Annotated in this window: 22 protein-coding genes and 1 tRNA gene; 4 read left to right on the forward strand and 19 right to left on the reverse strand. The window is 58.6% G+C overall.

Annotated features, from left to right (window positions below; genetic code table 11):
- Positions 1-70: 70 nt before the first annotated feature.
- From glnT to CRP02_RS07630, 12 genes are all read right to left on the reverse strand, one after another.
- Complete coding sequence (gene glnT / locus CRP02_RS07575; RefSeq protein WP_003511506.1) at positions 71-1,378, reverse strand: type III glutamate--ammonia ligase; 1,308 nt, start codon at positions 1,376-1,378, stop codon at positions 71-73.
- Positions 1,379-1,461: 83 nt separating this feature from the next.
- On the reverse strand, positions 1,462-2,790 hold the full coding sequence (locus CRP02_RS07580) for an FMN-binding glutamate synthase family protein (RefSeq protein ID WP_003511507.1): 1,329 nt from the start codon (positions 2,788-2,790) through the stop codon (positions 1,462-1,464).
- 16 nt (positions 2,791-2,806) lie between these two features.
- A complete protein-coding gene (locus CRP02_RS07585; protein WP_097098859.1) occupies positions 2,807-3,493 on the reverse strand; it encodes a GXGXG domain-containing protein in 687 nt (228 codons plus the stop codon).
- A 35-nt stretch (positions 3,494-3,528) separates the two neighbouring features.
- On the reverse strand, positions 3,529-4,434 hold the full coding sequence (locus tag CRP02_RS07590) for a class II glutamine amidotransferase (protein WP_097170702.1): 906 nt from the start codon (positions 4,432-4,434) through the stop codon (positions 3,529-3,531).
- 96 nt (positions 4,435-4,530) lie between these two features.
- Positions 4,531-5,208 carry a helix-turn-helix domain-containing protein gene (locus CRP02_RS07595; RefSeq protein WP_179783960.1) on the reverse strand — a complete coding sequence of 226 codons (678 nt, stop codon included), beginning with the start codon at positions 5,206-5,208 and terminating at the stop codon, positions 4,531-4,533.
- Positions 5,209-5,526: 318 nt separating this feature from the next.
- A complete protein-coding gene (locus CRP02_RS07600; RefSeq protein WP_003511512.1) occupies positions 5,527-5,889 on the reverse strand; it encodes a hypothetical protein in 363 nt (120 codons plus the stop codon).
- 318 nt (positions 5,890-6,207) lie between these two features.
- Positions 6,208-6,297, reverse strand: a tRNA-Ser gene (locus tag CRP02_RS07605).
- A gap of 197 nt (positions 6,298-6,494) precedes the next feature.
- A complete protein-coding gene (locus CRP02_RS07610) occupies positions 6,495-7,376 on the reverse strand; it encodes a dihydrodipicolinate synthase family protein (RefSeq protein WP_097170703.1) in 882 nt (293 codons plus the stop codon).
- Positions 7,373-9,013, reverse strand: a complete 1,641-nt coding sequence (locus CRP02_RS07615) for an ABC transporter ATP-binding protein (RefSeq protein WP_097099862.1) — start codon at positions 9,011-9,013, stop codon at positions 7,373-7,375. Before CRP02_RS07615 ends, CRP02_RS07610 begins: the two co-directional genes overlap by 4 nt.
- A complete protein-coding gene (locus tag CRP02_RS07620; protein ID WP_003511516.1) occupies positions 9,006-9,929 on the reverse strand; it encodes an ABC transporter permease in 924 nt (307 codons plus the stop codon). Before CRP02_RS07620 ends, CRP02_RS07615 begins: the two co-directional genes overlap by 8 nt.
- A gap of 14 nt (positions 9,930-9,943) precedes the next feature.
- A complete protein-coding gene (locus tag CRP02_RS07625) occupies positions 9,944-10,858 on the reverse strand; it encodes an ABC transporter permease (RefSeq protein ID WP_003511517.1) in 915 nt (304 codons plus the stop codon).
- Between the two features lie 73 nt (positions 10,859-10,931).
- Positions 10,932-12,440: an ABC transporter substrate-binding protein gene (locus tag CRP02_RS07630; protein ID WP_026330723.1), complete on the reverse strand. Its 1,509-nt coding sequence runs from the start codon at positions 12,438-12,440 to the stop codon at positions 10,932-10,934.
- Positions 12,441-12,760: 320 nt separating this feature from the next.
- On the opposite strand from CRP02_RS07630, the gene CRP02_RS07635 reads away from it, so the two are divergent.
- Genes CRP02_RS07635 through CRP02_RS07645 form a run of 3 tightly spaced genes read left to right on the forward strand, consistent with a single transcriptional unit; the run spans position 12,761 to position 16,034 of the window.
- Entirely contained in the window at positions 12,761-13,957 is a 1,197-nt protein-coding gene (locus CRP02_RS07635) for a sialidase family protein (RefSeq protein ID WP_097170704.1), read from the forward strand.
- Positions 13,954-14,910: a 4-hydroxythreonine-4-phosphate dehydrogenase PdxA gene (pdxA, locus tag CRP02_RS07640; RefSeq protein ID WP_097099860.1), complete on the forward strand. Its 957-nt coding sequence runs from the start codon at positions 13,954-13,956 to the stop codon at positions 14,908-14,910. The genes CRP02_RS07635 and pdxA overlap by 4 nt, the downstream gene beginning before the upstream one ends.
- The gene (locus CRP02_RS07645) at positions 14,907-16,034 is read left to right on the forward strand and encodes an iron-containing alcohol dehydrogenase (protein ID WP_097170705.1); all 1,128 of its coding nucleotides are present in this window, start codon (positions 14,907-14,909) and stop codon (positions 16,032-16,034) included. The genes pdxA and CRP02_RS07645 overlap by 4 nt, the downstream gene beginning before the upstream one ends.
- A 48-nt stretch (positions 16,035-16,082) precedes the next feature.
- Here the strand turns inward: CRP02_RS07645 and CRP02_RS07650 are convergent, their stop codons facing one another.
- The 5 genes from CRP02_RS07650 to CRP02_RS07670 form a co-directional block, all read right to left on the reverse strand.
- Positions 16,083-16,790 carry a FadR/GntR family transcriptional regulator gene (locus CRP02_RS07650; RefSeq protein WP_097100432.1) on the reverse strand — a complete coding sequence of 236 codons (708 nt, stop codon included), beginning with the start codon at positions 16,788-16,790 and terminating at the stop codon, positions 16,083-16,085.
- 4 nt (positions 16,791-16,794) lie between these two features.
- Positions 16,795-17,835 carry a four-carbon acid sugar kinase family protein gene (locus CRP02_RS07655; protein WP_097170706.1) on the reverse strand — a complete coding sequence of 347 codons (1,041 nt, stop codon included), beginning with the start codon at positions 17,833-17,835 and terminating at the stop codon, positions 16,795-16,797.
- A gap of 160 nt (positions 17,836-17,995) precedes the next feature.
- Positions 17,996-19,045, reverse strand: coding sequence for a polysaccharide deacetylase family protein (locus CRP02_RS27905; protein ID WP_097170707.1), 1,050 nt, complete (start codon positions 19,043-19,045; stop codon positions 17,996-17,998).
- 6 nt (positions 19,046-19,051) lie between these two features.
- Positions 19,052-20,239, reverse strand: coding sequence for an ATP-grasp domain-containing protein (locus tag CRP02_RS27910; RefSeq protein WP_097170708.1), 1,188 nt, complete (start codon positions 20,237-20,239; stop codon positions 19,052-19,054).
- Between the two features lie 165 nt (positions 20,240-20,404).
- On the reverse strand, positions 20,405-20,794 hold the full coding sequence (locus tag CRP02_RS07670; RefSeq protein ID WP_003511527.1) for an acyl-CoA thioesterase: 390 nt from the start codon (positions 20,792-20,794) through the stop codon (positions 20,405-20,407).
- A gap of 172 nt (positions 20,795-20,966) precedes the next feature.
- Here CRP02_RS07670 and CRP02_RS07675 point away from each other — a divergent pair, with 172 nt between their 5' ends.
- Positions 20,967-21,161 carry a hypothetical protein gene (locus tag CRP02_RS07675; protein WP_097170709.1) on the forward strand — a complete coding sequence of 65 codons (195 nt, stop codon included), beginning with the start codon at positions 20,967-20,969 and terminating at the stop codon, positions 21,159-21,161.
- 38 nt (positions 21,162-21,199) lie between these two features.
- Here the strand turns inward: CRP02_RS07675 and CRP02_RS07680 are convergent, their stop codons facing one another.
- Complete coding sequence (locus tag CRP02_RS07680; protein WP_097170710.1) at positions 21,200-23,008, reverse strand: ABC transporter ATP-binding protein/permease; 1,809 nt, start codon at positions 23,006-23,008, stop codon at positions 21,200-21,202.
- Positions 22,993-23,229: a hypothetical protein gene (locus CRP02_RS27505; RefSeq protein WP_154963646.1), complete on the reverse strand. Its 237-nt coding sequence runs from the start codon at positions 23,227-23,229 to the stop codon at positions 22,993-22,995. The genes CRP02_RS07680 and CRP02_RS27505 overlap by 16 nt, the downstream gene beginning before the upstream one ends.
- Positions 23,230-23,299 lie beyond the last annotated feature (70 nt).

Here is a 23,299-nt window from a genome sequence, read left to right on the forward strand (position 1 = left end):
ATATTGGAAAAACCCCGCGCTGTCTGACGAGCGCGGGGAAAAGCCGCGAAGGCGGCGGGGAAACCCGAACTCAAACGTCGAGCGTTGTCTGGTGCTCCCAGGCGGTGAATTGCGCGCAATAAGCGTTCCACTCGCCCTGCTTGAGCTTCAGATAGGCCTTTGAGAACTCCATGCCCAATGCCTGCTGCAGTTCCTCGTCCTTCTCGTATTCGCGCAGCGCATCGAGAAGATTGAGCGGCAGTTTAGGCGCATTCGTCACGGTATGACCTTCGCGATACATGTCTATATCATGATGCGGACCGGGATCGGCCTGTGAGCGGACACCCGAGAGACCGGCCGCAATGATGATGGCCTGCAGCAGATAGGGGTTCACGGCGCCATCCGGCAGACGCAGTTCGAAACGCCCCGGCCCTGGCACGCGTACCATGTGGGTGCGGTTGTTCCCGGTCCAGGTCACCGTGTTCGGTGCCCAGGTCGCGCCCGAGATGGTCCGCGGAGCGTTGATGCGCTTGTAGGAATTAACCGTCGGATTGGTGACGGCCGCAAGAGCGGAGGCATGTTTCATGATGCCGCCCAGAAACGTCTTGCCCTTTGCGGAGAGCCCGAAAGGCATCGCCTTGTCGGCAAAAGCGTTGACCTTGCCGTCCAGATCCCAGACCGAAATATGAGCGTGGCAGCCGTTGCCGGTCAGCCCCTTGAATGGCTTCGGCATGAATGTCGCGCGCAGCCCGTGCTTTTCGGCAACCGACTTGACCATGAACTTGAAGAAGGAATGTTTATCCGCCGTCTGGAGCGCATCGTCATATTCCCAGTTCATCTCGAACTGGCCGTTCGCGTCCTCATGGTCGTTCTGGTAGGGTTTCCAGCCCAACTCCAACATGTAGTCGCATATTTCCGCGATCACATCGTAACGACGCATCACTGCCTGCTGGTCGTAGCAGGGCTTTTCCGCCGTGTCGTACTCATCGGAGATTTTCGCCCCGTCCGGCGAAATCAGGAAAAATTCCGGTTCCACACCGGTTTTGACCCGTAGCCCTTGCCCGGCCGCTTCCGCGATGAGCTTTTTCAAAACGACGCGCGGCGCCTGTTCCACAGGCTGGTCTTCCATGACGCAATCGGCAGCAACCCAGGCCACATCCTTTTTCCAGGGAAGCTGGATGACAGAGGAGGCGTCCGGCACTGCGAAGAGATCGGGATGGGCGGGTGTCAGATCGAACCATGTGGCGAAACCGGCAAATCCGGCGCCGCCCTTCTGCATATCGGCAATCGCTTCTGCAGGAACCAGCTTGGCGCGCTGGCCACCGAAGAGATCGGTATAGCTGATCATGAAATATTTGATACCTTTCTCGGCAGCAAACTTGGAGAGGTCCAGTGTCACGTCATTCCCCTTTTTTTGAATATCAGACACTTCATCGAAAAAGACGGCCACATCCTCCCAAATGCGCCCGTCCATTGTGTTTTTTAAAAGCTGCCTTTACCCGGGAACCAGTTTGTTCCCGCCAGCGGAACCTGCGCCATTGCCGCAGCCTCCATGGTCAGAGCCACCAGATCTTCCGGCTCCAGATTGTGGAGATGGTTTTTGCCGCAGGCGCGCGCGATGGTCTGGGCTTCGAGCGTCATGACCTTCAGATAGTTGGCGAGACGGCGACCGGCGGCGATTGGGTCAAGACGTGCGGCAAGTTCCGGGTCCTGCGTGGTGATGCCCGCGGGGTCTTTGCCCTCGTGCCAGTCATCATAAGCGCCGGCCGTGGTGCCTAGCTTCTGGTATTCGTCTTCCCATTTCGGGTCGTTATCGCCCAGCGCCACCAGCGCCGCCGTTCCGATGGCAACCGCATCGGCACCAAGCGCCAGAGCCTTGGCGACATCCGCACCTGAGCGAATGCCACCGGACACGACCAATTGCACCTTGCGATGCATGCCGAGATCCTGAAGCGCCTGTACTGCGGGGCGAATACAGGCAAGCGTGGGCATGCCGACATTTTCGATGAAGACGTCCTGCGTGGCCGCCGTGCCGCCCTGCATGCCATCAAGCACCACCACATCGGCACCGGCCTTTACGGCAAGTGCGGTGTCGTAATAGGGGCGCGCACCACCAACCTTGATGTAGATCGGTTTTTCCCAATCGGTGATTTCGCGCAGTTCAAGGATCTTGATTTCCAGATCGTCCGGGCCGGTCCAATCAGGATGACGGCAGGCGGAACGTTGGTCGATCCCCTTCGGCAAATTGCGCATATTGGCGACGCGATCGGAAATCTTCTGGCCAAGCAGCATGCCGCCGCCACCCGGTTTCGCGCCCTGGCCGACAACCACCTCGATGGCGTCCGCACGGCGCAAATCCTTAGGGTTCATGCCATAACGCGACGGCAGATACTGGTAAACCAGCGTCTGGCTGTGGCCGCGTTCCTCATCCGTCATGCCGCCATCGCCCGTGGTGGTGGAGGTGCCGGCAATGGTTGCGCCACGGCCGAGCGCTTCCTTGGCGTTGCCGGAAAGCGCGCCAAAGCTCATGCCGGCAATGGTGATCGGCGTTTTAAGCGTGATCGGCTTCTTGGCAAAGCGCGTGCCGAGGGTAACGGTCGTATCGCACTTCTCGCGATAACCTTCGAGCGGATAACGCGAGATGGACGCGCCGAGAAACAGCAGGTCGTCGAAATGAGGCACCTTGCGCTTCGTGCCTGCGCCGCGAATATCATAGATGCCGGTCGCAGCCGCACGGCGGATTTCCGCCAGCGTGTGATCATCGAAAGTCGCGGACTTGCGCGGCGGGGTGAAGGGGTTGTGATAGCTCATCGGAAAATCCCTCGCCTCAATACGCGTCGGCGTTGTCGATGTTGAAATTGTAGAGCGTGCGGGCCGAACCGTAGCGCTTGAACTCATCAGGGGTGACATCGGTGACACCCGCTTTTTCGAGAAGCTCGGCAAGCTTCTCCAGATGTTCGGGCCGCATTTCCTTTTCGATGCAATCGGCGCCGAGGCTTTTGACCGAGCCGCGCACGAAAAGCTTCGCTTCATAAAGGGAGTCACCCAGCGCATCGCCCGCATCGCCGCAGACGACGAGGTGGCCGGACTGGCCCATGAAAGCGGACATGTGGCCGATATTGCCCTTCACGACGATATCGATGCCCTTCATGGAAATGCCGCAACGGGAAGCGGCGTTGCCCTTGATGACCAGAAGCCCGCCGCGACCGGTGGCACCTGCGTATTGCGAAGCGTCGCCCTCGATGACGACGGTGCCAGACATCATGTTTTCTGCAACACCTGGGCCTGCCGAGCCGTGGACGGTGACGGTGCCGCCATCATTCATTCCGGCGCAATAATAACCGACCGAGCCGCGAACATCGACGATGACGGGGCTGTCGATGCCAACAGCGACGGCATGGTGGCCGCGCGGATTGACAACTTCGAATTCGGTATCGTTTGCGCCCGAGGAAAGCCCATGGAGCGCGCTGTTGAGTTCACGCAAAGGCGTGTGGGAGAGATCGAAAACTGGCATGGATATGACTTTCGCAATATGCGCCGATGACGGTTTCACGCGGCCTTTTCATGGTCCCAGAAATAGACGGTCGCCGGCTCCGGCTCCCAGACGCGGGCACTTTCGATGCCGGGCAGATTGACCAGGGCGCGGTATTCGGAGCCGAAAGCGACATATTGATCGGTCTCGGCCATCACCGCCGGCTTGCAGGCGATGGGATCGCGCACCACGCCGAAACCGGATTTGGTGCCGACGACGAAGGTAAAGAACCCGTCGAGATCATCAAGCGCACCGGTCAGCGCTTCGCCCAGATCCTTGCCCTTGGCCATTTCAGCCGTGAGATAGGCGGCGGCCACTTCCGAGTCGTTCTGGGTTTCGAAGGTCATGCCCTCGCGTACCAGTTCCCGACGCAGATTATTGTGGTTGGAGAGCGAACCGTTATGCACCAGGCACTGGTCGGCACCGGTGGAGAAGGGGTGCGCGCCAAGCGTCGTCACAGCCGATTCCGTTGCCATGCGGGTGTGGCCAATGCCATGGCTGCCCGCCATGGAGCGCACGTCAAAACGGGCGACGACATCTTTCGGCAGGCCGGTTTCCTTGTAGATTTCCACGCTGTCGCCGGAGCCCATCACCCGCACATTGGGACGGATGGCGGCGAGGACCGATCGAATTTCCGTGAGCTTTGCCGATGGAATATCCAGGACCGCGTGGGTGCTTTTCACCGCAACCGAAGCTTCAACGCCATTTTCCTTCAGCGCTTCGGCAAGGCCCGAAAAATCGGCGACTGGATCGGCCGACTGGATGGTCACTTTTGCCCGGCCATCGGCAGCGCTTCCATAGATCGCGATGCCGGCGGAATCCGGTCCACGATCCGTCATGGTCACGAGCATGTCCGAAAGCAGCTCACCCAGCTGCGGTTCAAGGCTTTTGTCTTTCAGGAATAGTCCAACAATGCCGCACATCGACAGGCACCTCCATTCGTTTCTGAATGAAGAGCTAGCATATGGAATTCCATCTCGTCAACTATCAGGAATATTTTTTTCTTCTAAGGCAACTTTTCAATCATTTGTCAGCCGTCTTTGCGGATAGGAAATGATCGACAGATAGCGAGCGGGAAGCTTTATCAGCTCCTCCGGACCGTGCGGCGCATCAGCATCAAAAAACAGGCTGTCACCGGCCTGCATGGTGAAAAGCTGCTCGCCGTGGCGATAAACCACCTCTCCCTCCAGCATGTAGAGGAACTCCATGCCCTCATGCTGGAAGGTCGGAAATACATCCGAGTCCGTCGTCAGCGTGATGAGATAGGGCTCGACGGTGACGCCGCTGGTGTTGTTGTCGATATGGCCAAGCAGGCTGTACTGATGGCCGGCGCGGGTGCCTCTACGCTCGATGTTCACCCCTTGGCCCGCCTTGACGAAGGTGGCGCTGCGCGGCTCCTCGAAACCACGGAAGAACGCCGTGATCGGCACGCCGAGCGCCTTTGAAAGCGTCTGCAGCGTGGTGAGGGACGGGGAAATATTACCGTTTTCGATCTTTGAGAGCATTCCCACCGATACACCGGTGGCCGATGCGAGATCGGTGACCGTGATGCCCAGCTTCTTGCGATAGGCACGCACCTCATGGCCGATCGCCATTTCGAGATTATTGACCCTCGGCTCGCGAACCGCATGCGGGTCCTGCGACAAAAGCGCAGGCTCGGTCTTTGTGCTGTCCTTTGCCATGGGATCCTCCGGCATAACGTGTTTTTCCTTCTTTAAAGGAAAACTATTTTAATTCGGAGGAAATTTTTATATCGCCGCAGCGGTAAAGCCTGCGGAAGGTCAGTACGTCACCTTGCCATCGGAGAGATCAAAGACGGCACCAGTATAGAGGCATTTCAGTGGAATACGGACACGCGCTGTCCATCGTAGTCTTACGCAGATATTGAAGCTCACGCCTAAGACTCCGCCAAGCGGTGCCAAGAATTACCCGGCACCGCTGGATTTCGAAAGGCCACAACATATGGCTTTCGAGGCCACTCGAACAGTCAATGGCAAGAGCCGTTCCTGCGGAGTTCAGGCTTCAACAAGCTCGCGAACATCATCAACGAGAAAATGCACGATCACATAGCGCGTCGTGTATTTCTGACCGCTATCGGACACGCTCTCGACGCTGCCGCCGTCGGAGGGGTGCCATTTCTGGTAGTGAGGATTGTTGGCGATCAGAGTAATCGCCTTGCCCGAAAACCTGCCGGTCAGCCGATAGCGAGCCTCTGCAAGATGCCAAATCTTCTCAAAATCCTGCTGGCTGATGCGGGCTTTCAAAGCCTTCTTGGATATCGTTTCTTCGGGCGAACTGTCGTCGTGTGCCCCCGATGGAATATGCAGGTCAACCTCTTCCGCGCCGTCCAGCAGAAAGGCAAATTCGTCTGGCCACATCCGTCTCACGTATCGCTCCTCCCAAAGCTTATCGTCCTACAACACAATTATGATAGCGCCTCTGCCGTAAGAGGCAATGGCGGATATGAACGAGCACTTACCGGCATCCCAATTTTTAGGGATCGTCGCCATGTGGGATTCCAACAGGTGCTGAAGATCGCGGGTGGGACGCAACGAAATGGAAGCCAACGGCTATCCCAACCAGTCTGCCTCCGCTGGCGCAAAGCGGCATCGGCTTCGCTAGCAGACTACAGCATCAAAGCGACCAACGAATGAAATCAGGCTATCTCGGAAAATCTTACAGCTCAGCGTAAATTATGGCGGAGAGGGTGGGATTCGAACCCACGATACCCTTGCAGGTATGCCGCATTTCGAGTGCGGTGCATTCGACCACTCTGCCACCTCTCCGCATGCGCGAACGCTTGCGTTGCGCGCTCCTCATAAACATCAATGGCAGAGCTGACAAGGGAAATTTCGTGTTTGTGTCACAAATTATTCGTCACGGACAAGGCTGGATAAAGGGTTCGGCTTCTCGCCGTTTTGTGGATATTTTTCAGGTGACGCCACACGGCGTCACTCCTGCACGGCACATTCGAGCGGTGGCGTTACAGCTGTTGATAACGACGTAAGATTTCCACGATCCGGTCATCCTGTTCCTGATCCGGCAGAAGGGCGGGTTGCCGGCTGGCGCCGACGGATGGGTCCTGAAGGTAAAGCGAGCGCTTGACCATGGCGGGTGCAAAACCGAGCGCATAGAGATCGGTGCGAAAATCCGTATAGATCGCCTGCTGGCGTTCGGCCTCGGCGATATCGCCGGCGTTGAAAGCATTGAGAATGCCGGCAAGCACGTCCGGAAGCGCGTTGCCGAGGCCGGAGATGCAACCGGCGGCGCCGTTCTGCAAAGACCAGAGAACGAGATGATCCGGGCCGGAATAAACTTCGAAACCGGGCATCTCCTTTGCTACCTGTAGATAGGCTTCCAGCGTCTGCTGCGCACCGCCCGAATCCTTAATGCCGGCAATATTGCCATGGGCGGCTAGTTTGCGGGCGGTTTCCGGCTCTATGTGGTTCTGGGTTCGGGCGGGAATATCGTAGAGATAGACCGGTGTTTCAACGGCCTCGGCCACAGTCGAGAAATGGCGGATCAGCCCGTCCTGGGTGCAGGCGATGAAGAAGGGTGTGATGACGGCAATACCATCGACGCCGATGCGGTCGAAGGCTTTGGCGAGTTGCAGGGTTTCGAAAGTGGCGGGCATGCCGGCATTGACGATGACCTTCGCACGGCCCGCAACTTCGTCCACCACCTCTTCCGTCAGCCGGATTTTTTCTTCATGCGTCAGTGCGGTGAAATCGCCGTTAGTCCCGGCGCACATGATGTTGTTGCCGGCCGCCACCTGACGGCGCACCTGCGCACGGGTCGCTTCGTAATTGATGGTTTCGTCCTCGTTGAAACAGGTCACGAGCGCGACGAAGGCTTGTTTGGTCATGAAAGAACTCCGCTTGGATTTCCAATAGTGTGATCGGCATCGGCCGGACGCAGAGACTGCATATCCGGGTCGGGATCGAGGCTGGCGGAAAGAAGCGCGCGCGTATAGGCCTCGCGCGGCGCTTCGAAAACCTGCCGGACAGTCCCGAATTCCACAACCTCTCCCCGCTGCATGACCATGACGTGATCGGCAAAATCGCGGACCACCGGCAGGTCATGCGCGATGAAGATGAAGGAGAGGCCGATTTCACGGCGCAGCTTGTCAAGAAGTGCAACAACCTGCGCCTGGACAGACACGTCGAGCGCCGAGACCGCTTCATCGCAGATGATGAGCTTCGGCTCCAGCGCCAGCGCGCGGGCAATCGCGATCCGCTGCCGCTGGCCACCGGAAAACTGATGCGGATAACGGCGCATATGTTCCGGCGAGAGGCCGACCTGATGCAGCAATTCCGCGACCCGTTCGCGCCATTTCGCTTTGGGTAATATGTCCGGATGGATCACCCAAGCTTCGGAAACCAGCTGGAACACAGTCATGCGGGGGTTCAGCGACTGAGTTGGATCCTGAAACACCATCTGTAGATCACGCCTGAGGGCAAAGAGTTCGGCAGGCGAAAGCTTGAAGAGATCACGCCCCTTCCACTCGGCGCTGCCGGCATCCGGCTCGTCGAGCCGGAGCAGAATGCGCGCGAGTGTCGATTTGCCGGAACCGCTTTCGCCGACGACAGCTATGGTTTCGCCCGCCATAAGGTCGAAGGAAACGCCCTTCAGTGCCTCGAATGCCCCATAACGTTTGCGCACGTCGCGCACACGGAGGAGCGGTTCGCCGGTCGCATTCGGCTCGTGCATTTCGCCCCTGCCGGGGGCGGCGCTGATGAGCTTGCGGGTATAGGGATGCTTTGGGTTGCGATAGACCTCTCGAACCGTGCCTGCCTCCACCAGCACGCCCTTTTCCATCACGACCACCCGGTCGGCGATTTCGGCGACGACGCCAAGATCATGGGTGATGATGAGAACGGCCATGCCGGTTTCCCGCTGCAATTCCTTGAGCAGGGCAAGAACTTCAGCCTGAACCGTCACATCGAGTGCTGTGGTCGGCTCGTCGGCGATCAGGAGATCGGGCCGGAGCGCAAGCGCCATGGCGATCATCACACGCTGGCGCTGGCCGCCGGAAAATTCATGCGGATATTTCTTCAAGGCTCCGTCCGGATCAGGAATTCCAACGCGCGCGACAAGCCGCCTCGCCTCCGCTTCGGCTTTCGCCCTGTCCATGCCATGGGTGGTCATCGCCTCGCGGATCTGCCAGCCGACGGTATAGACCGGATTGAGATGGCTGAGCGGGTCCTGAAAGATCATAGCGATGCGCCGCCCATTGATTTCGCGGCGGGCCTCAGCCGGCATTGTCAGAAGGTCTTTGCCATCAAGAAATATCTGGCCGCCGCTGATACGTCCGGGCGGCATGTCGATGAGGTTCATAATGGCCGAGGACGATACCGATTTGCCCGAGCCGCTTTCACCGAGGATCGCAAGCGTTTCACCACGGTCGATATGGTAGGAAACATCCTTCACCGCATGCACGACACCGCCTGCGGTGTGAAACTCCACGGAAAGGTTGCGCACATCGAGAAGATGGTCAGCCATGTTTGCGGCCTTTCATTTCCAGCCGCCAGCGCTGCACGGGATCGAGCGCAATGCGCAGCCAGTTTGACAGCAGGTTGAGCGACAGAGTGGTGAGGATGATGGCAAGGCCCGGCCAGAAGGACAGCCACCAGGCATTGGTAAGGTACTGCCGCCCCTGCGAGATCATCAGGCCCCAGGTGATTTCCGGCGGTTGAATGCCGATTCCAAGGAAAGACAGCGCGCTTTCCGCCAGCATCACATAGGCGAAATCGAGCGTCGCAAGCGTTGTCAGCGTCGGCAGCACCACGGGTAGAATATGGCGGAACAGGATACGTTTGCCCGATGCGCCCATCACGCGCGCCGCCTGTACGAACATGCGTTCACGCACCTCCAGCACCTCGGCCCTTGTGGTGCGGATGTAAACGGGGATGCGGGTTATCGCCAGAACCAGCATCAGGTTGAGGATGGAGGAGCCGAGCAGATAAAGCACGATGACCGCGATCAACAGTGACGGAAACGACATGATCACGTCCGCCAGCCTCATGATGATCTGGCCGACACGGTTGGAGGAAAAACCGGCGATCAGGCCAAGCACGGTGCCGGTGACGGCGGAAAGGAAAACGGCACCGGCGGCGATCATCAGCGTATTTTGCGTGGCGGCGACGATGCGTGCCAGCAGCGGGCGACCGAGCGCATCCGCCCCCAGCCAGAAATACCATTCGCGTTGCCATTCGAACGGGGCAAGGTTGCGTCCACGCAGGTTCTGCTTCGTCGCCAGCTCGCCAAGCCACGCCGGGCCGACAAAGGCGAGAATGATGACGACGATAAGGAAGATCGCAGCGCAGAGGGCGAATTTATCCGCCCACAACATGCGCAGCATGCGCGTTGCAAAGGATGGCTCATCAATGATCTCTGTATCGGCGTTTGAAAGGCTCATAGCTGAACGTCTCCTCAGTGCCGGATACGCGGATCGAGCAGCGCATAGGCGATATCGATCAGAAGATTCATCAGAAAGATCGCAAGCGCGGTCACAAGAATTGCTGCCAGCACGACGTTGAAATCGCGCTGAAGAATGGAATCGATCATCAACTTGCCAACGCCAGGGAAACCAAAGATGGTTTCGACGATGACTGCGCCGTTGAGAAGGCTTGCCGCCTGATCGCCGATGACGGTGATGACCGGCAGCATGGCGTTTCGCAAGGCGTGGATGAAGATGATCGGACCCGATTTCACACCCTTGGCGCGCGCCGTTTTGACATAGGCAGAGGACAACGCACCAATCATCGAGCCGCGCACCACCTGAACGATGATGCCGAAGGGGCGCACGAACAGAACCGAGATCGGCAATATCCAGTGCAGCACCGAGCCGGTGCCGGAGGTGGGCAGCCAGGCGAGATTGACGGAAAACACCACGATCGCCACGATCGCCAGCCAGAAATCCGGCACTGAAGCGCCGATGAGCGAAATGGTGGAGGCCATGCGGTCGAAGAAGCCACCGGAGCGGAAAGCGGCAAGCGAACCGACGACGATTGCTGCGGTGGTGACGAGCGACATGGTGATGACCGCAAGCCACAGCGTCCAGACGAAAGCCTCCAGCACCACATCCAGCGCAGGGCGGGCCTTTCTGAGCGATTCACCCAGATCCCCCGTCATCACGTCGCCTGCGTAGCGCAGGAACTGCACCATCAGCGGATCGTTCAGCCCATGCAGCGCACGAAACTGCTGCTTCAATTCCTCCGAAGCCTCCACCGGCAAAAACAGCGCGGCCGGGTCGCCCGTCAGGCGGGAGAGGAAGAAAACCATTACGATGAGGCCAATCAGGGAGATCAGGCTCGCAACGGAACGTTTTCGGATGAAGCTCAGCATGGTTACCTCCGGTGTTCAGCACGACGGCGAAGCTAAAGCTCCGCCGCCGCTCTTTGTCAGATGAGATACCGGCTTACTTGATGCCGATTTCCGAAAGCTGCAGCATCGAATTGGTGGCGATGGTGGGCTTGAAGTCCAGCCGTTCGGAGACGCGGGAGAAGCCGACCATGTGGAACAGCAGTACATCCGCCACGACATCGTCATGCAGGTAGGCGATGAGCTCGGACCAGAGCTTGGCGCGTTCATCGCCGACAGCTGCAGATGCTCGTTCGATCAAGTCATCCACCTTGGGGTCCGAGAAGCCGGATTGCGTGCCCTTGGTGGCATATTTGAAGAACATGGTGAAGGACGGATCACCCTTGGAATTGTCGTGCATGGCAGCGACGATCTGCGGTCCGCGGCCTTCCTTGAAGGGCTTGGAATAATAGCTTTCGTGCTCGGCTACTTCCACGAATTTGAGGTCGATCTTGAAGCCGACTTCCTGCAATTGCTGCTGGATCGCCTCCATGATCTCGGTGACATTAGGGAAGTTCGCAGTGCGCGCGATGATGGTGATCGGTGTATCCACCTTCACACCAGCAGCTTTTGCCTCCTCCAGCAACTTCTTCGCGCCATCAGGGTCGTAGGGGAAAACCTTGACATCAGGGTTCCAGCCGAGCGTGGTCGGCGGAACGAGTGCGGTGGCTAGCACAGCACCTTCGGGAACCAGCGTGCCGAGGAAAGCCTGCCGGTCGATGGCGAGGTTGAGTGCACGGCGCACCCGCACGTCATTCAGCGGCGCGATGTTGTGGTCGAGGCGCATGTAGACCGTCTCGCTGTCGAGATAGGAAAAGTCGGTCTTCGGGTTTGTCGCGTCGAGCTGCGAAATGGAGGGTGAAAGATCGGCTTCGCCGGTCTGCACCATGGCGGCGCGAACCGAGGGGTCAGCACGGAAAAGATAGGTCGCTTCCGTCACCTGCGGCTTGGCGCCCCAATAGTCGTCACGTGCAGTCAAAACAATCTGCTGGCCCGGTGTCCAGTTGGTCAGCTTGTAAGGTCCGGTGCCAACAGGCTCGCGGATAAATTCCATCTTGGTTTCTTCGGGCACGATGGTGACGAGCGACATCAGGAGCGGCAGAATGGGCTGGGCCGGCTCTGTCTTGAAGTCGATCGTATGGTCGTCGACAATCGTGGGGGTGACGGTCATACCGCCGAAGTAACGACGGGATTCGCAGGCATTCTTGTCGCTCATGATGCGTTCGAAGCTATGCTTGACATCCTTGGCATCGAAACCCGTGCCGTCGGAAAACTTCACACCTTCACGCAGGTGGAAACGCCAGCTGCCATCCGCGTTCTGCTCCCATTTTTCAGCGAGGCGCGGCTGCACGCCGTTCTTGCCGCGCACATCAAGCTCGGTCAGCGTCTCGCTGACATTTTCCATGATGATACGGCCAATATTGGAGCGGGTCGCCATGCAAGGCTCCAGCAGGTCAGCCTCTTCCGCCAGCACGATCTTGATCGGCCCCGACGCCGCAAGCGCCGGCGAAACCGCGGCGCTAAGGCAACCCATAACAAGGGCGCCCGCAATCAATGACTTCTTCATTCCGTTCTCCTCCCAGATCAGAAATTCAGCAACATGGCGGCGTGCCGCAAGAGGCATTCAAAAGCCCCGTCTCCTGCATTGAGGAGCATGGCGTGCGGATGATCGTCTCCTCCACCCGTTATCAAAGCATCGACGCTATCACATTTTTTGTCAAATTATTTTTCAGAAGGATTTTTTATTGAGACCTAGTATAGAACTTTTATCGTTATAAAACATATATTTATTTTAAATTATCAAAAATTCCAGACCCTCCTTTTGTCTTAAATAAACTTGACAACTTTTTGAATATGTCATTTTCATCAGACCAAGAGGAGACCACGATGACCCCTGATGACATCGCTCACGCCATGACCGGAGCCATCCATGCCGTTTCGGAAAACCGGCACGAAGCGTTCCTGCCATCGCCGATGATCCAGAACCATGCGAGCTTCCTGCACCTTCTGCAGGACGGTACCCTGCTGTGCGCCTGGTTTGGCGGAACGCTGGAGGGAAAATCGGATATTTCGATCTTCGCGTCCGCGCTCACACCCGGCGCGAGCCGGTGGGGAGCGCCGCAGCGCCTGAGCAACGATTCCGCCCATTCCGAACAGAACCCGGTTATTTTCACCGCACCTGATGGCACTCTCTGGCTGTTTCACACCGCCCAGCCATCCGGCAATCAGGACGAATGCCGCATCCGCATGGCGCGGGTCGTCCACGACCCGGCAACGCCGGAAAAGCTGTCCGCCGAAGATGGCCGTTTTCTCGATCTTCCGAAAGGCTGCTTCATCCGTGCGCCGCTTCGCATCCGCGATGACGGCGCCTGGTTGCTGCCGATCTTCCGCTGCGTCCAGCGCCCCGGCCAGAAATGGAACGGCAGCCACGATACCGCGGCGCTCGGCATATCGAAAGACAATGGCGCCACATGGCAATTGCAGGAGCTGGCGGGCTCGACCGGCTGCGTTCATATGAGCCCGGTTGCGAGCGCGAATGGGCGCTACTCGGCTTTTTTTCGCCGCCGTCAGGCCGATTTCGTTTATCGCACGGAAAGCACAGATGGCGGCCGCTCGTGGGCAGAGCCGCAACCGACGGACGTGCCGAACAACAATTCCTCCATCGCCGCGATCAGGCTCGCTGACGGCAGGCTGGCGATGATCTGCAACCCCATCAACGCCGCGCAATCCAGCGACCGCCGCGCCTCGCTTTATGACGAACTGGGCGAGGAAGACGACAGACCGGATGCCGATCCGAGTGGTGGATGTGTGCCCATATGGGGCGTGCCGCGCGCGCCGGTTTCGATCTGCCTGTCCGATGACGACGGGCGCAGCTTTCCTACCCGGGTTTTGATCGAGGACGGGCCGGGTACCTGCCTGTCCAACGATTCGACGGACGGCCGCAATCTGGAAATGTCCTATCCATGGCTTCTGGAGGCAGCGGACGGTACCCTGCACGCAAGCTACACCTATCATCGCCGCGCAATCAAATATGTCCGGCTGGCGCCCGGCTGGGCAGACGCCAAGGACGGGAGAATCGGATGAGCAACATCATTGGTATCACCATGGGTGACCCCTGCGGCGTCGGCCCGGAAATCACCGTCCGCGCGCTCGCGGAAATGTCCGCCCTGGATCGAGAAGCAACGCGGATTTACGGCAACCTTGCCACGCTGGAAGCGGCGCGGGGTGCGCTTGGCATCGACATCGATCTTACTCGGAATGTGGTGGATCTGCCGGTGGAGGGCGCACCGCTGCCATGGGGCACGCTGTCGCCGGTTGCCGGAGACGCCGCTTTCCGTTTCATCGAAAAGGCGGTGCGGGATGCCGAAGCAGGCGCAATTGGCTGTATCGTCACTGCTCCGATCAACAAGGAAGCCCTCAATCTTGCGGGCCACCATTATGACGGCCACACCGGCATGCTGCGCAGCCTGACCGGTTCTTCAGCCGCCTATATGTTGCTTGCCTCCGAGCGGCTGAAGGTCATTCACGTCTCGACCCATGTGTCCCTGCAGGAAGCCATTCGACGGGCAACGACGGAGCGGGTGCTGGCGACCATCCGCGCTGGCAATGCTCATTTAAAGCGCATCGGTTACGAGCGGCCGCGCATCGCGGTTGCCGGTATCAATCCGCATTGCGGCGAAAACGGTCTGTTTGGCACCGAGGATGACGACCAGATTGCGCCAGCGGTTGCCGCCGCGCGCGCTGAAGGCATCGAGGTACACGGGCCGATCTCCGCCGATACCGTGTTCCACCGCGCCTATTCGGGGTCTTTCGATCTGGTCGTCGCGCAATATCACGATCAGGGCCATATCCCGATCAAGCTCGTCGCCTTCGATACCGCCGTCAATGTCTCGGTCGATCTGCCGATTGATCGCACTTCGGTCGATCATGGAACGGCCTTCGACATCGCCGGCAAAGGCATCGCCAATCACGGCAACATGAATGAGGCCATCGCCTATGCGCGCAAGCTCGTGGCGGGCAAGGGCGCAAGAGGATGAACACCATGTCCACAGCCTCCATTCTCATCCATCAGCCGCGCAGGCTTGTCGTTGGCGCCGGCACCATTTCACAGGTCGGCGCCTGGGCCGGCAAAACCGCTTCGACCCTGGTGATCGCCACGCCGCTGACAGCGAAATTTGCCGACCGGCTGCAATTGAAGGGTAATTTCACTGTCTTCGACGCCATTCCCGGCGAACCGGACACAGGGACGCTCGATGCAGCACTGGCCGCAGCGCGCGCCGCCAAACCCGATCTCGTCATCGGCCTCGGCGGTGGCTCGGTGATGGATGTGGCGAAACTCGTCGCCGCGCTCTGGAATTCCAGCCAGACGCTTGAGGATGTGGCAGGACCGAACAGGGTCGCAGGGCGCGACACCAGGCTCGTCCAGATTGCCACCACCGCCGGAACCGGCTCGGAAGCCGGTATTCGCTCGCTCATCACCGATCCCGTCAAGGGCAGCAAGGTCGCGGTCGAAAGCCCTCATCTGATTGCCGATTTCGCGGTGCTCGATCCGGAACTCACCTATTCCGTGCCATCAGCCGTGACAGCGGCGACGGGGGTGGATGCCATGGCGCATTGCGTGGAGGCTTTCACCAATCGCAAGGCGCATCCGATGATCGACGGTTTTGCCCGCATGGGCTTTTCGCTGGTGGGCAAATATCTGGCGCGCGCCGTTCGCGACGGCGCGGATACCGAAGCCCGCGAAGGAATGATGCTCGCCTCCTATTATGGCGGCATCTGCCTTGGCCCGGTCAATACGGCGGCGGGTCACGCCATCGCCTATCCGCTCGGCACGCTTCTCAACCTGCCGCACGGGCTGGCAAACGCTATCGTCTTCCCGCATGTTCTGGCTTTCAACCAGCCCGCGGTTTCGGCAAAGACGGCGGAAGTGGCCGGGGCGCTCGGGCTTAGCGAGCATCTTTCATCCGATGATCTTCGCAAGGCAGCGACAGATTTCTGCGCCGGCCTCGGCATTGAAATGTCCCTCGCGCGGCACGGGGCGAGCGAAACCGACCTTCCCCGTTATGCGCAGGACGCTCACGCAATCCGCCGGCTGATGGACAACAATCCCGTCAATATGAGCCTTGAAGACGTGCTCGGCATTTACCGCCGCGCTTTCTAATCGAAAGTCCGGTGCGCTATCGCGCGCACCGGCTCGCCGTCACCTCCCTCAATCCGTATGCGAAGACTCAAAGAGGCGGTCACGTGATCCCGTCAGATGGTCGTGCATCAGCCGCCGTGCGGCATCGGCATCTCCTTCGGCAATCGCTACCGCAATCGCCTCGTGCTCGGCAAACACGCGGGTGAGGCCGGATGCCTCGCGCTTCACCGACATGCCGTGAAACTTCATTCCCACCGCAATGTGGTCCTTGAGAGCCTCCATCGCAGTCGAGAAATAGCTATTCCGTGCCGCCCGCGCGATGGCAAGGTGGAACTGGTAATCGGCATCCTCACGGTGGGACTGGCGATTGGTGGCGTCCCGCATCAGCTCGAGCGCCTTTTTGATTGCGACGAGCCTCTCGCCATCATGTCGCAAGGCCGCCGCCGCCGCCGCCGCCGGCTCCAGAGTCAGCCTGAATTCATAACAGTTCAGCAGGTCAGCGACATTTTCGAGCTGGCCGAAGCCCAGCGGCTCGCGCAGGCCGAATGCCCGCACATAGCTGCCGGAACCCCTTCGCGAATAGATGAACCCCTGTTCGCGCAGCCGCCGAAGCGCCTCGCGGACCACCGGTCGCGACACTTCGAATTCCATGGCGAGTTCATGTTCGGTCGGAAGCCGTTCATCCGGCTTGTAGGCGCCGGATTTGATCGCCCGGTGCATTCTCTCGAAAATAATGTCCGGAAGTGCCTTGCGCGCCGTTTCTTTCATCAGCCCCATCTGGTCAGCTTTCTCCAGCGTCATTTTCGCCAAGCATCATTTTCGCAATCCGTTTCAACGTGTCAGCTTGCCCAAAACCACCTGACTTCGCAATGATACATTGGTCGCCGGACCAGCCGACACCAAGACCGGGCAGGCACTCGCCGGCAAGGCGCAGACGCGATACCCCCATGGCACGCAGCACCGCTTCGGCCGTGGCGCCGCCTGACAAAAGCAACGTGTCGGTCCCGGTGGTGAAAAGCGGCACAACGCCATACGCCAGCCGGTCTGAAACATCGAGCGGGGAAAGATCTTCCGCCCCTTGCGTCGCGTAAACGAGCGTCAGGCTGGAACGAGCATGCGCGTGAAAGGGCACAACGCCATTGGGTGCATCGATGACCGATACCAACCCCGCGCCTTTAAGGATTTCAATTTGTTCAACGGTGATCGGGTCACGCGAACCTATGACGAAAAGCCCCTTACCCGCGGGAATAGCTGCCACCTCGGGCACCGCCTGCGCTGTCATCATTTCGGCCAGCGCCTCGGCCAGTCCTCGCGCGCCCACCAGAAGATCAACCCCGTTTGCGCGCCCGGCAAGCAAAGCCTCCCTGATGTCAGCATGCGATAGGGTGTCTGGGATTGCGCAGCGGCTGGCGTGACCGCCCAGTCTTTCATGAACCGAAATCGTGCCGTCAACGCCAAAGCCGGACACGGAACCATCTACGACGATGCGTCCAAAATCCGGAATGGCTGGCGCTACAAGCGCATGCCGATAGGAAACCGCATCCATTTCCGCGGCGATATGTCCTTTCAGGCGGGAATCGATCTTCTTGAACAGAATTGTATCGGCCGGAACCAGTGCCATCAGTTCCTGCGTGCGGCGGCGGGCTTCATCCGCCTTGCCATCCCGACAACCCAGATTGACACTGAGAACGGCCGGCGCATCGGCCACCGCTGCACGGAAGCCGTCAAGACCGATCGCAACTTCGGTCGAAAGCCCACGCCCGGCAAAGGGGGCGGCCGCATCAAGCGCACCGGTCAGGTCATCGGAAAAAATCAACAGCACGGGCGAAACCTTAAGAAAAGTTGTAATGTTTTCCTTCGATAAATTTATTTATAATCAATAGATAAATGGATGTGAATAACAAAAACAACACGACGGTTCGATTAGCCGCACCGACACGTGTCGTCGTCATGGGCGAAAGATGGCAGGGAGAGGTTTATCCCTAGACGAACCGGAAAGGCAGGCCTGAGATGAGCGCTTTGACAAAGCGCTTTTTCTGAAAGCGGCCGTTCAGCGAAACGCGCGGCAACAGCATCGGCTTTTCAAGGCTATGGGCCCCAAGAACACCGGCCTGCGTGGTAACTGCTACGGGAAAACCCGCATCAAACACCGCTTTCGCCTCGCGTTCTCCCACGGCCTTTATCCAGCCATAGGGATAGGAAAAGGACCTCGGCCGACGGCCGACATAGGTCTCCACCCGTCTTGTCGATTCCTCGATTTCGTAAGCCAGACGCGCCGCATCGATCTTGCGCATGTTCACATGCATCATGGTATGCGCGCCGAGATGAACCAGGGGATCGGTCGACAGCGCCTTGAGTTCGGCCGCATCCATGACGAGTTTGTCCACGATCGCGATCGGATCGATACCGTGTTGCCTCGCGACACGGTCGATCCTCTCTACCGCCTCGTCCTCCGCGAATATCTGGACGAAGTTTTCCAGGCGCGCGAAGGCTTCCGCTTTTTGTGGAAGGCTGGCGGATTTAATCTCCTCCGGCCCTGTCCCGAAATCGAATTCAAAGGACGTGGCTTTTTGCGTCAGCGCGGCAGTGGTTTCCCACCACACGCTACGCGTCCGCTCCACAAAACCCGGCGTGATGAAAATTGTATAGGGAACGGCATATTTTCGGAAAATCGGTGCAGCATATTCGGCATTGTTGCGATAGCCGTCATCAAGCGTGAAAGCGCAGAACGACCGTTTCTCAGAATTATCGGCGAGCAGGCCCGGCAGATCGTGCAGATGAACGGGAACGAGACCACATTCGAGCGCCGCCTCTATCGCCTCTTCCAGAAATTGTGGCGTGATCGACAAGTGTGCATTCGGCGCAAAAGCTGACGCTTCCTCGTCCGGACGAACATGGTGGAGCGTGAAGATCACGCCACGCCCGGCAAGAGCCGGAAAAGCCGCACGAACCGCCGGCAGGGAAGCTACCTCCAGCCCCGCCCTTATGACCCCATATTTCAGAGAGCGTTTTACCGACCGCAAAAACACCATTACCAATTACCGCAACTTCAAACCGGGCAGAACCCGTTTTTTGATGACTCTCCAGACCGTGAGCGGCAGGTCGATAAGGCCCGGCAAAGGATCGTTCGCCGCAAAAGCCGCCCAGCTGCGGATTGTGCGCAGAGAGGCGACATAGTCCCCGATTCCCGCCTGTCCCCGCCGATTCAACGTCAATGCGGCAATGGCATCGCGGACAAGATAGGACCACGACACACCTTGCCGCACATCAAGCGTCTGGCCGGTCGGCATGTCGTTGGCAACCTGCCACAGCAGCGCGCCAAGATCGATGCCGGCCGCTGAACACAGGCCGAACCACGACCATGGGCGCGGATTGACATCGAGAAGTTTCAGCGATCCATCCCTGCCATCCCGCTTGAACTCCACCTCGACCAACCCGCTGTGACCGGCCGATTTCAATATTTTCCTTGCCGCATCGATCGCTTGAGGGTTGTCGACAACCTCGACACAGGTGCTGGTGTAACCAAAATCGACGGGATACTGACGCAGGCGTCGGGCGGTGAATTCTGCAACTGGCTCTCCATCGCGCCAGAGCGCCGCATAGGAAAACTGGCTTTCTCCCCCGCCGGGAATGAGCTCCTGTACGACGACATTGCCCGCGCCGATCTCGCCGCTCGCAGCGGCAAAAGCAGCTTTCAGCGCCTGCCTGTCATCGGCGCGGATAACCTTCGCACGGGAAATCGCGGTGTCGCCCCCGCCCATATTCGGCTTCAGGATAACGGGAAATGTCACGTCCAGCGCATCGGCGTCATCGGACGAGGTCATTGCATAGGTCCGGGGGAAGCTGACACCGAGTTCCGCCGCGCGTTTGTAGAGCAGCGGTTTCTCGCACAACCATTGAAGGGAAGACCAATCAGGCAGGACGATTTTGTAAAAGGTGGAAAGCTCTTCGCGATGTTGTGAAACGAGCTGAACCTCGCCATCCCCTGATGGCACCAGAAGACACCCTTTCAGATGATGCTTCTCTGCCATATCGCGTAAAAACGCCATCGCCCCTGCATCATGAGGACCGGACCAGCGGATCGTGTTCTTCACGAAACGCGACCAGCCCGGCAGCGGTGAATCATGGGTGATATAGTGCACAGGCACATCAAGGGCGCCAAGGCTGCGGGCAAGGGCAAGCGTGCCGTGAGCGCCACCAACAATAACAACACCTGGAATGGTCACAGCCTGATCCCCGCCCTATTCCATACCTTGATCGCAAAAATTGATAAATAAATTGGATATTTCTAAAGTATTGCGCGTTCGGAGATCGAATTGGCGGAGCCGAAGAGCCTCATGCTCTTTCGGCTGCTTGCGAACGCTCGGAAGTGTGCTTCGAAGGCAAGCGCCTCACGCCTCTTTGCGCACAGGGCGCGGCTCGCCTTTGTCATCCACCGCGACCATGATGAAGACGGCCTCCGTAACCTTTTCACGGGAATCCTGATAGTGCCTGCGGGTCCAGGCCTCGATCTTGAGCGTGACGGAGGTGCGCCCAACCTTTTCGATCCTGGTATAGACACACAATGTATCGCCGATCTTGACCGGTTTCTTGAAGACGATTTCATGAACCGCCACTGTGACGGTACGCCCGCCTGCCACATCATTGGCGCGGACGAAGGCGGCAAGGTCCATCTGCGACATCACCCAACCGCCGAAAATATCGCCGGCCGGATTGGCGTCAGCCGGCATGGCAAGCGTTCTGAGCGTGAGTTCCATATCGGCGGGCGGTTGCTGTTCCATATCAAATTCCTTTCAAGAACCTCCCGCCGCCGGATTTAAACAACCGCGCCCCCTCAGCCAATAGCCGATTTTTCGCGGCAGCCCTTCCAAAACAGCAAGGAATCACGAAGCCATCGTAAGCTTCGGTTAACCATGATGCGGCACGATTCCAAAAAACCGCGAGGGCGTGCCAATGGCCTATGACTGGAGTGGAAACAATACGATACAGCAGCGCTACGACCGTATCATTCTCGCGGTTGCCAGCGTCATCGCCATCAGCCTGGCGACCGGCACCTTTGTTCTGCGCTCGCAGATGGAGCAGGACGGCACCATAAGCCTTGCCAAACAACAACGGCTGGACCTCGAAAAATGGCATTTGCGGCTTTGATCCGCACGATGAGGTCAACAGCAGCATAGCCCGGCGGCTTATTTCGGAGCGATATCCGGCTTTACGGTACTTTCCTTCATGGGGGCATGGTCCAGATGGGCCAAAGCCGGGGTAAGAACCGACAGAAATGTCTCGGATCTGCCGATGTAGATAATCGCTACGCCGTCGATCCCATTCAAAACCTCCGCCAGCGTATCCTGTGTCTGTTTTTCCAGCCCTTCCAGCAAATCGTCGATGACGATGAATTTCGGCTTCAACAACAGGGCATTGGCGATCCTGATGCTGGCCTGTTCATCCGAATCCAGCTTCTTGTCCCAGCGAATGTGTTCATCAAGCCTGGGCGCCATTTCGCCGAGACCACACGCGGTCAGCGCCGCGACATAGTCTGCCTCCGCAAACCGCTGGGGCGCGCGCGGATAGGCCAGAATTTCGCGCAGCGTACCTGTCGGCAAATAGCCGTGCTGGGCAATGAAAAGCGTGTCGGACTGTTCGGGCATTTCTATCCTGCCCTGCCCCCATGGCCACAGGCCGGCCATGGCGGCAAACAGCAGTCGCCGGTTCACGCCCTGTTCGCCATTGATCATCAGACGATCACCCCGCCCGATTTCAACCTCGGCCTCACGCAGCTGGAAACCACGCTCCAGATCCTGTCCGCCCGCATCGCGGCAGATAGTCACCGACCGAAGGCGGATTTTTTCGTTGTCGGCACTTCGTTGAAGATCGATTGCGAGGCCGTGCTGTTCAACGCTATCCATCTGGATCAGAGCGTTGCGGAACACCGAAACACGCTGCAACGTCGCCTTCCAGCTGGCAATCGGCCCGAAATTGTCGATATACCAGCGAAGTGCGGTATTGACCTGGTTGAAGGCGCCGACGGCCATCATCAGCCCGCCGAAGGTGAGGTTGCCGGAAAAATAGACCGGCGCTGCGATAAGAATGGGCGCCACAACCGCCAACCAGCCGTAGCCCGACGACACCCAGGTCAGATGCGTCATTGCTAAAGCGAGCCCGCGGATTACGCCGAGCACGGCATCGATATCGACGCCGATCCGCCGCCGCTCGTTTTTTTCACCACGCGCAAGCGCAATTGCCGCCAGATTTTCGCTGGCCCGCATCAGGGAAAAGCGTAGTTCGGCCTCTTTTGAATAACGTTCAGCATTCAGGCCAACCAGACGATAGCCGACAAGGTTGCTGAGCAGGGACGCCGAGCCCGCATAAAGGATCGCCGCCCAGACCATGTATCCGGGAATCGCGACCGGATCGCCGTTGATCGTGATGGAAAAGCCTGCCGACAGTGTCCACAGAACGCCGATGAAGCTGATGAGCAGAATCGTCGCATTCACAAGGCCGATGGAAAGCGCCGTGCTGCTTTCCGCAAGGTTGCGGACATCGTCGTGCAAACGCTGGTCCGGATTGATCGCAATCGTGCCGAAACCGGCAAGGCGGGCGGCGCGCCCCGGTTTCAGCCACTGGTCCACCATATCCTTGGCCAGACCCTCGCGCATGTTCAGCGCCGTCATCTGGTTAAGCCAGGTCTGAATGACATTGAGAAGCAACAACAGCCCGGCAATGATCGCGAAGACTTCGAGCTGGTGGAGGAAAGCGTCAAGATCGCGCCGCTCCAGCGCATTGTAAAACGGCGCGTTCCATTCATTGAGCCTGATCTGCCCGTAAGCGGTGAGCAATATCACCGTAAGCAGGGCAATCGACAGCAATATCAGCCGGTTGCGAACCGGCGACGTCCAGAAGGCATTGCCCATCATGCGCAGTTGCGAACGAAAATCGAGATCGAAGCCCGAAAGGTTCGCCGCACTCTTGCGCTGATCGTCGGTCACCGTTGTTGCCATTCATTCCATTCCGAAACGTCAGTCGGCAAAGAAAGCGGTTTGCGATCCTGCACCTTGCGATGCCCAGCAATAACACGCCGTTCAACCTTGTCCACAACCGCGGAGAAATCCCCAGGGCGACAATTAAAAAGCCGCGGCAATTCTTCGCGCCGGCAAACATCGGCGCCTCGGCCAACAATGCGGTTGCCTCCGGAAATGATCCTTGCTTTCTTTTCCTGCATTGCACAAAATCCAAATAATTTCAGAGGGGCGGACAAACCGCATAAACCGGAAAACCGGGCAAGGCAGATT

It is taken from the genome of Rhizobium sp. AN5 (assembly GCF_900215255.1).
GTDB lineage: Bacteria > Pseudomonadota > Alphaproteobacteria > Rhizobiales > Rhizobiaceae > Agrobacterium > Agrobacterium tumefaciens.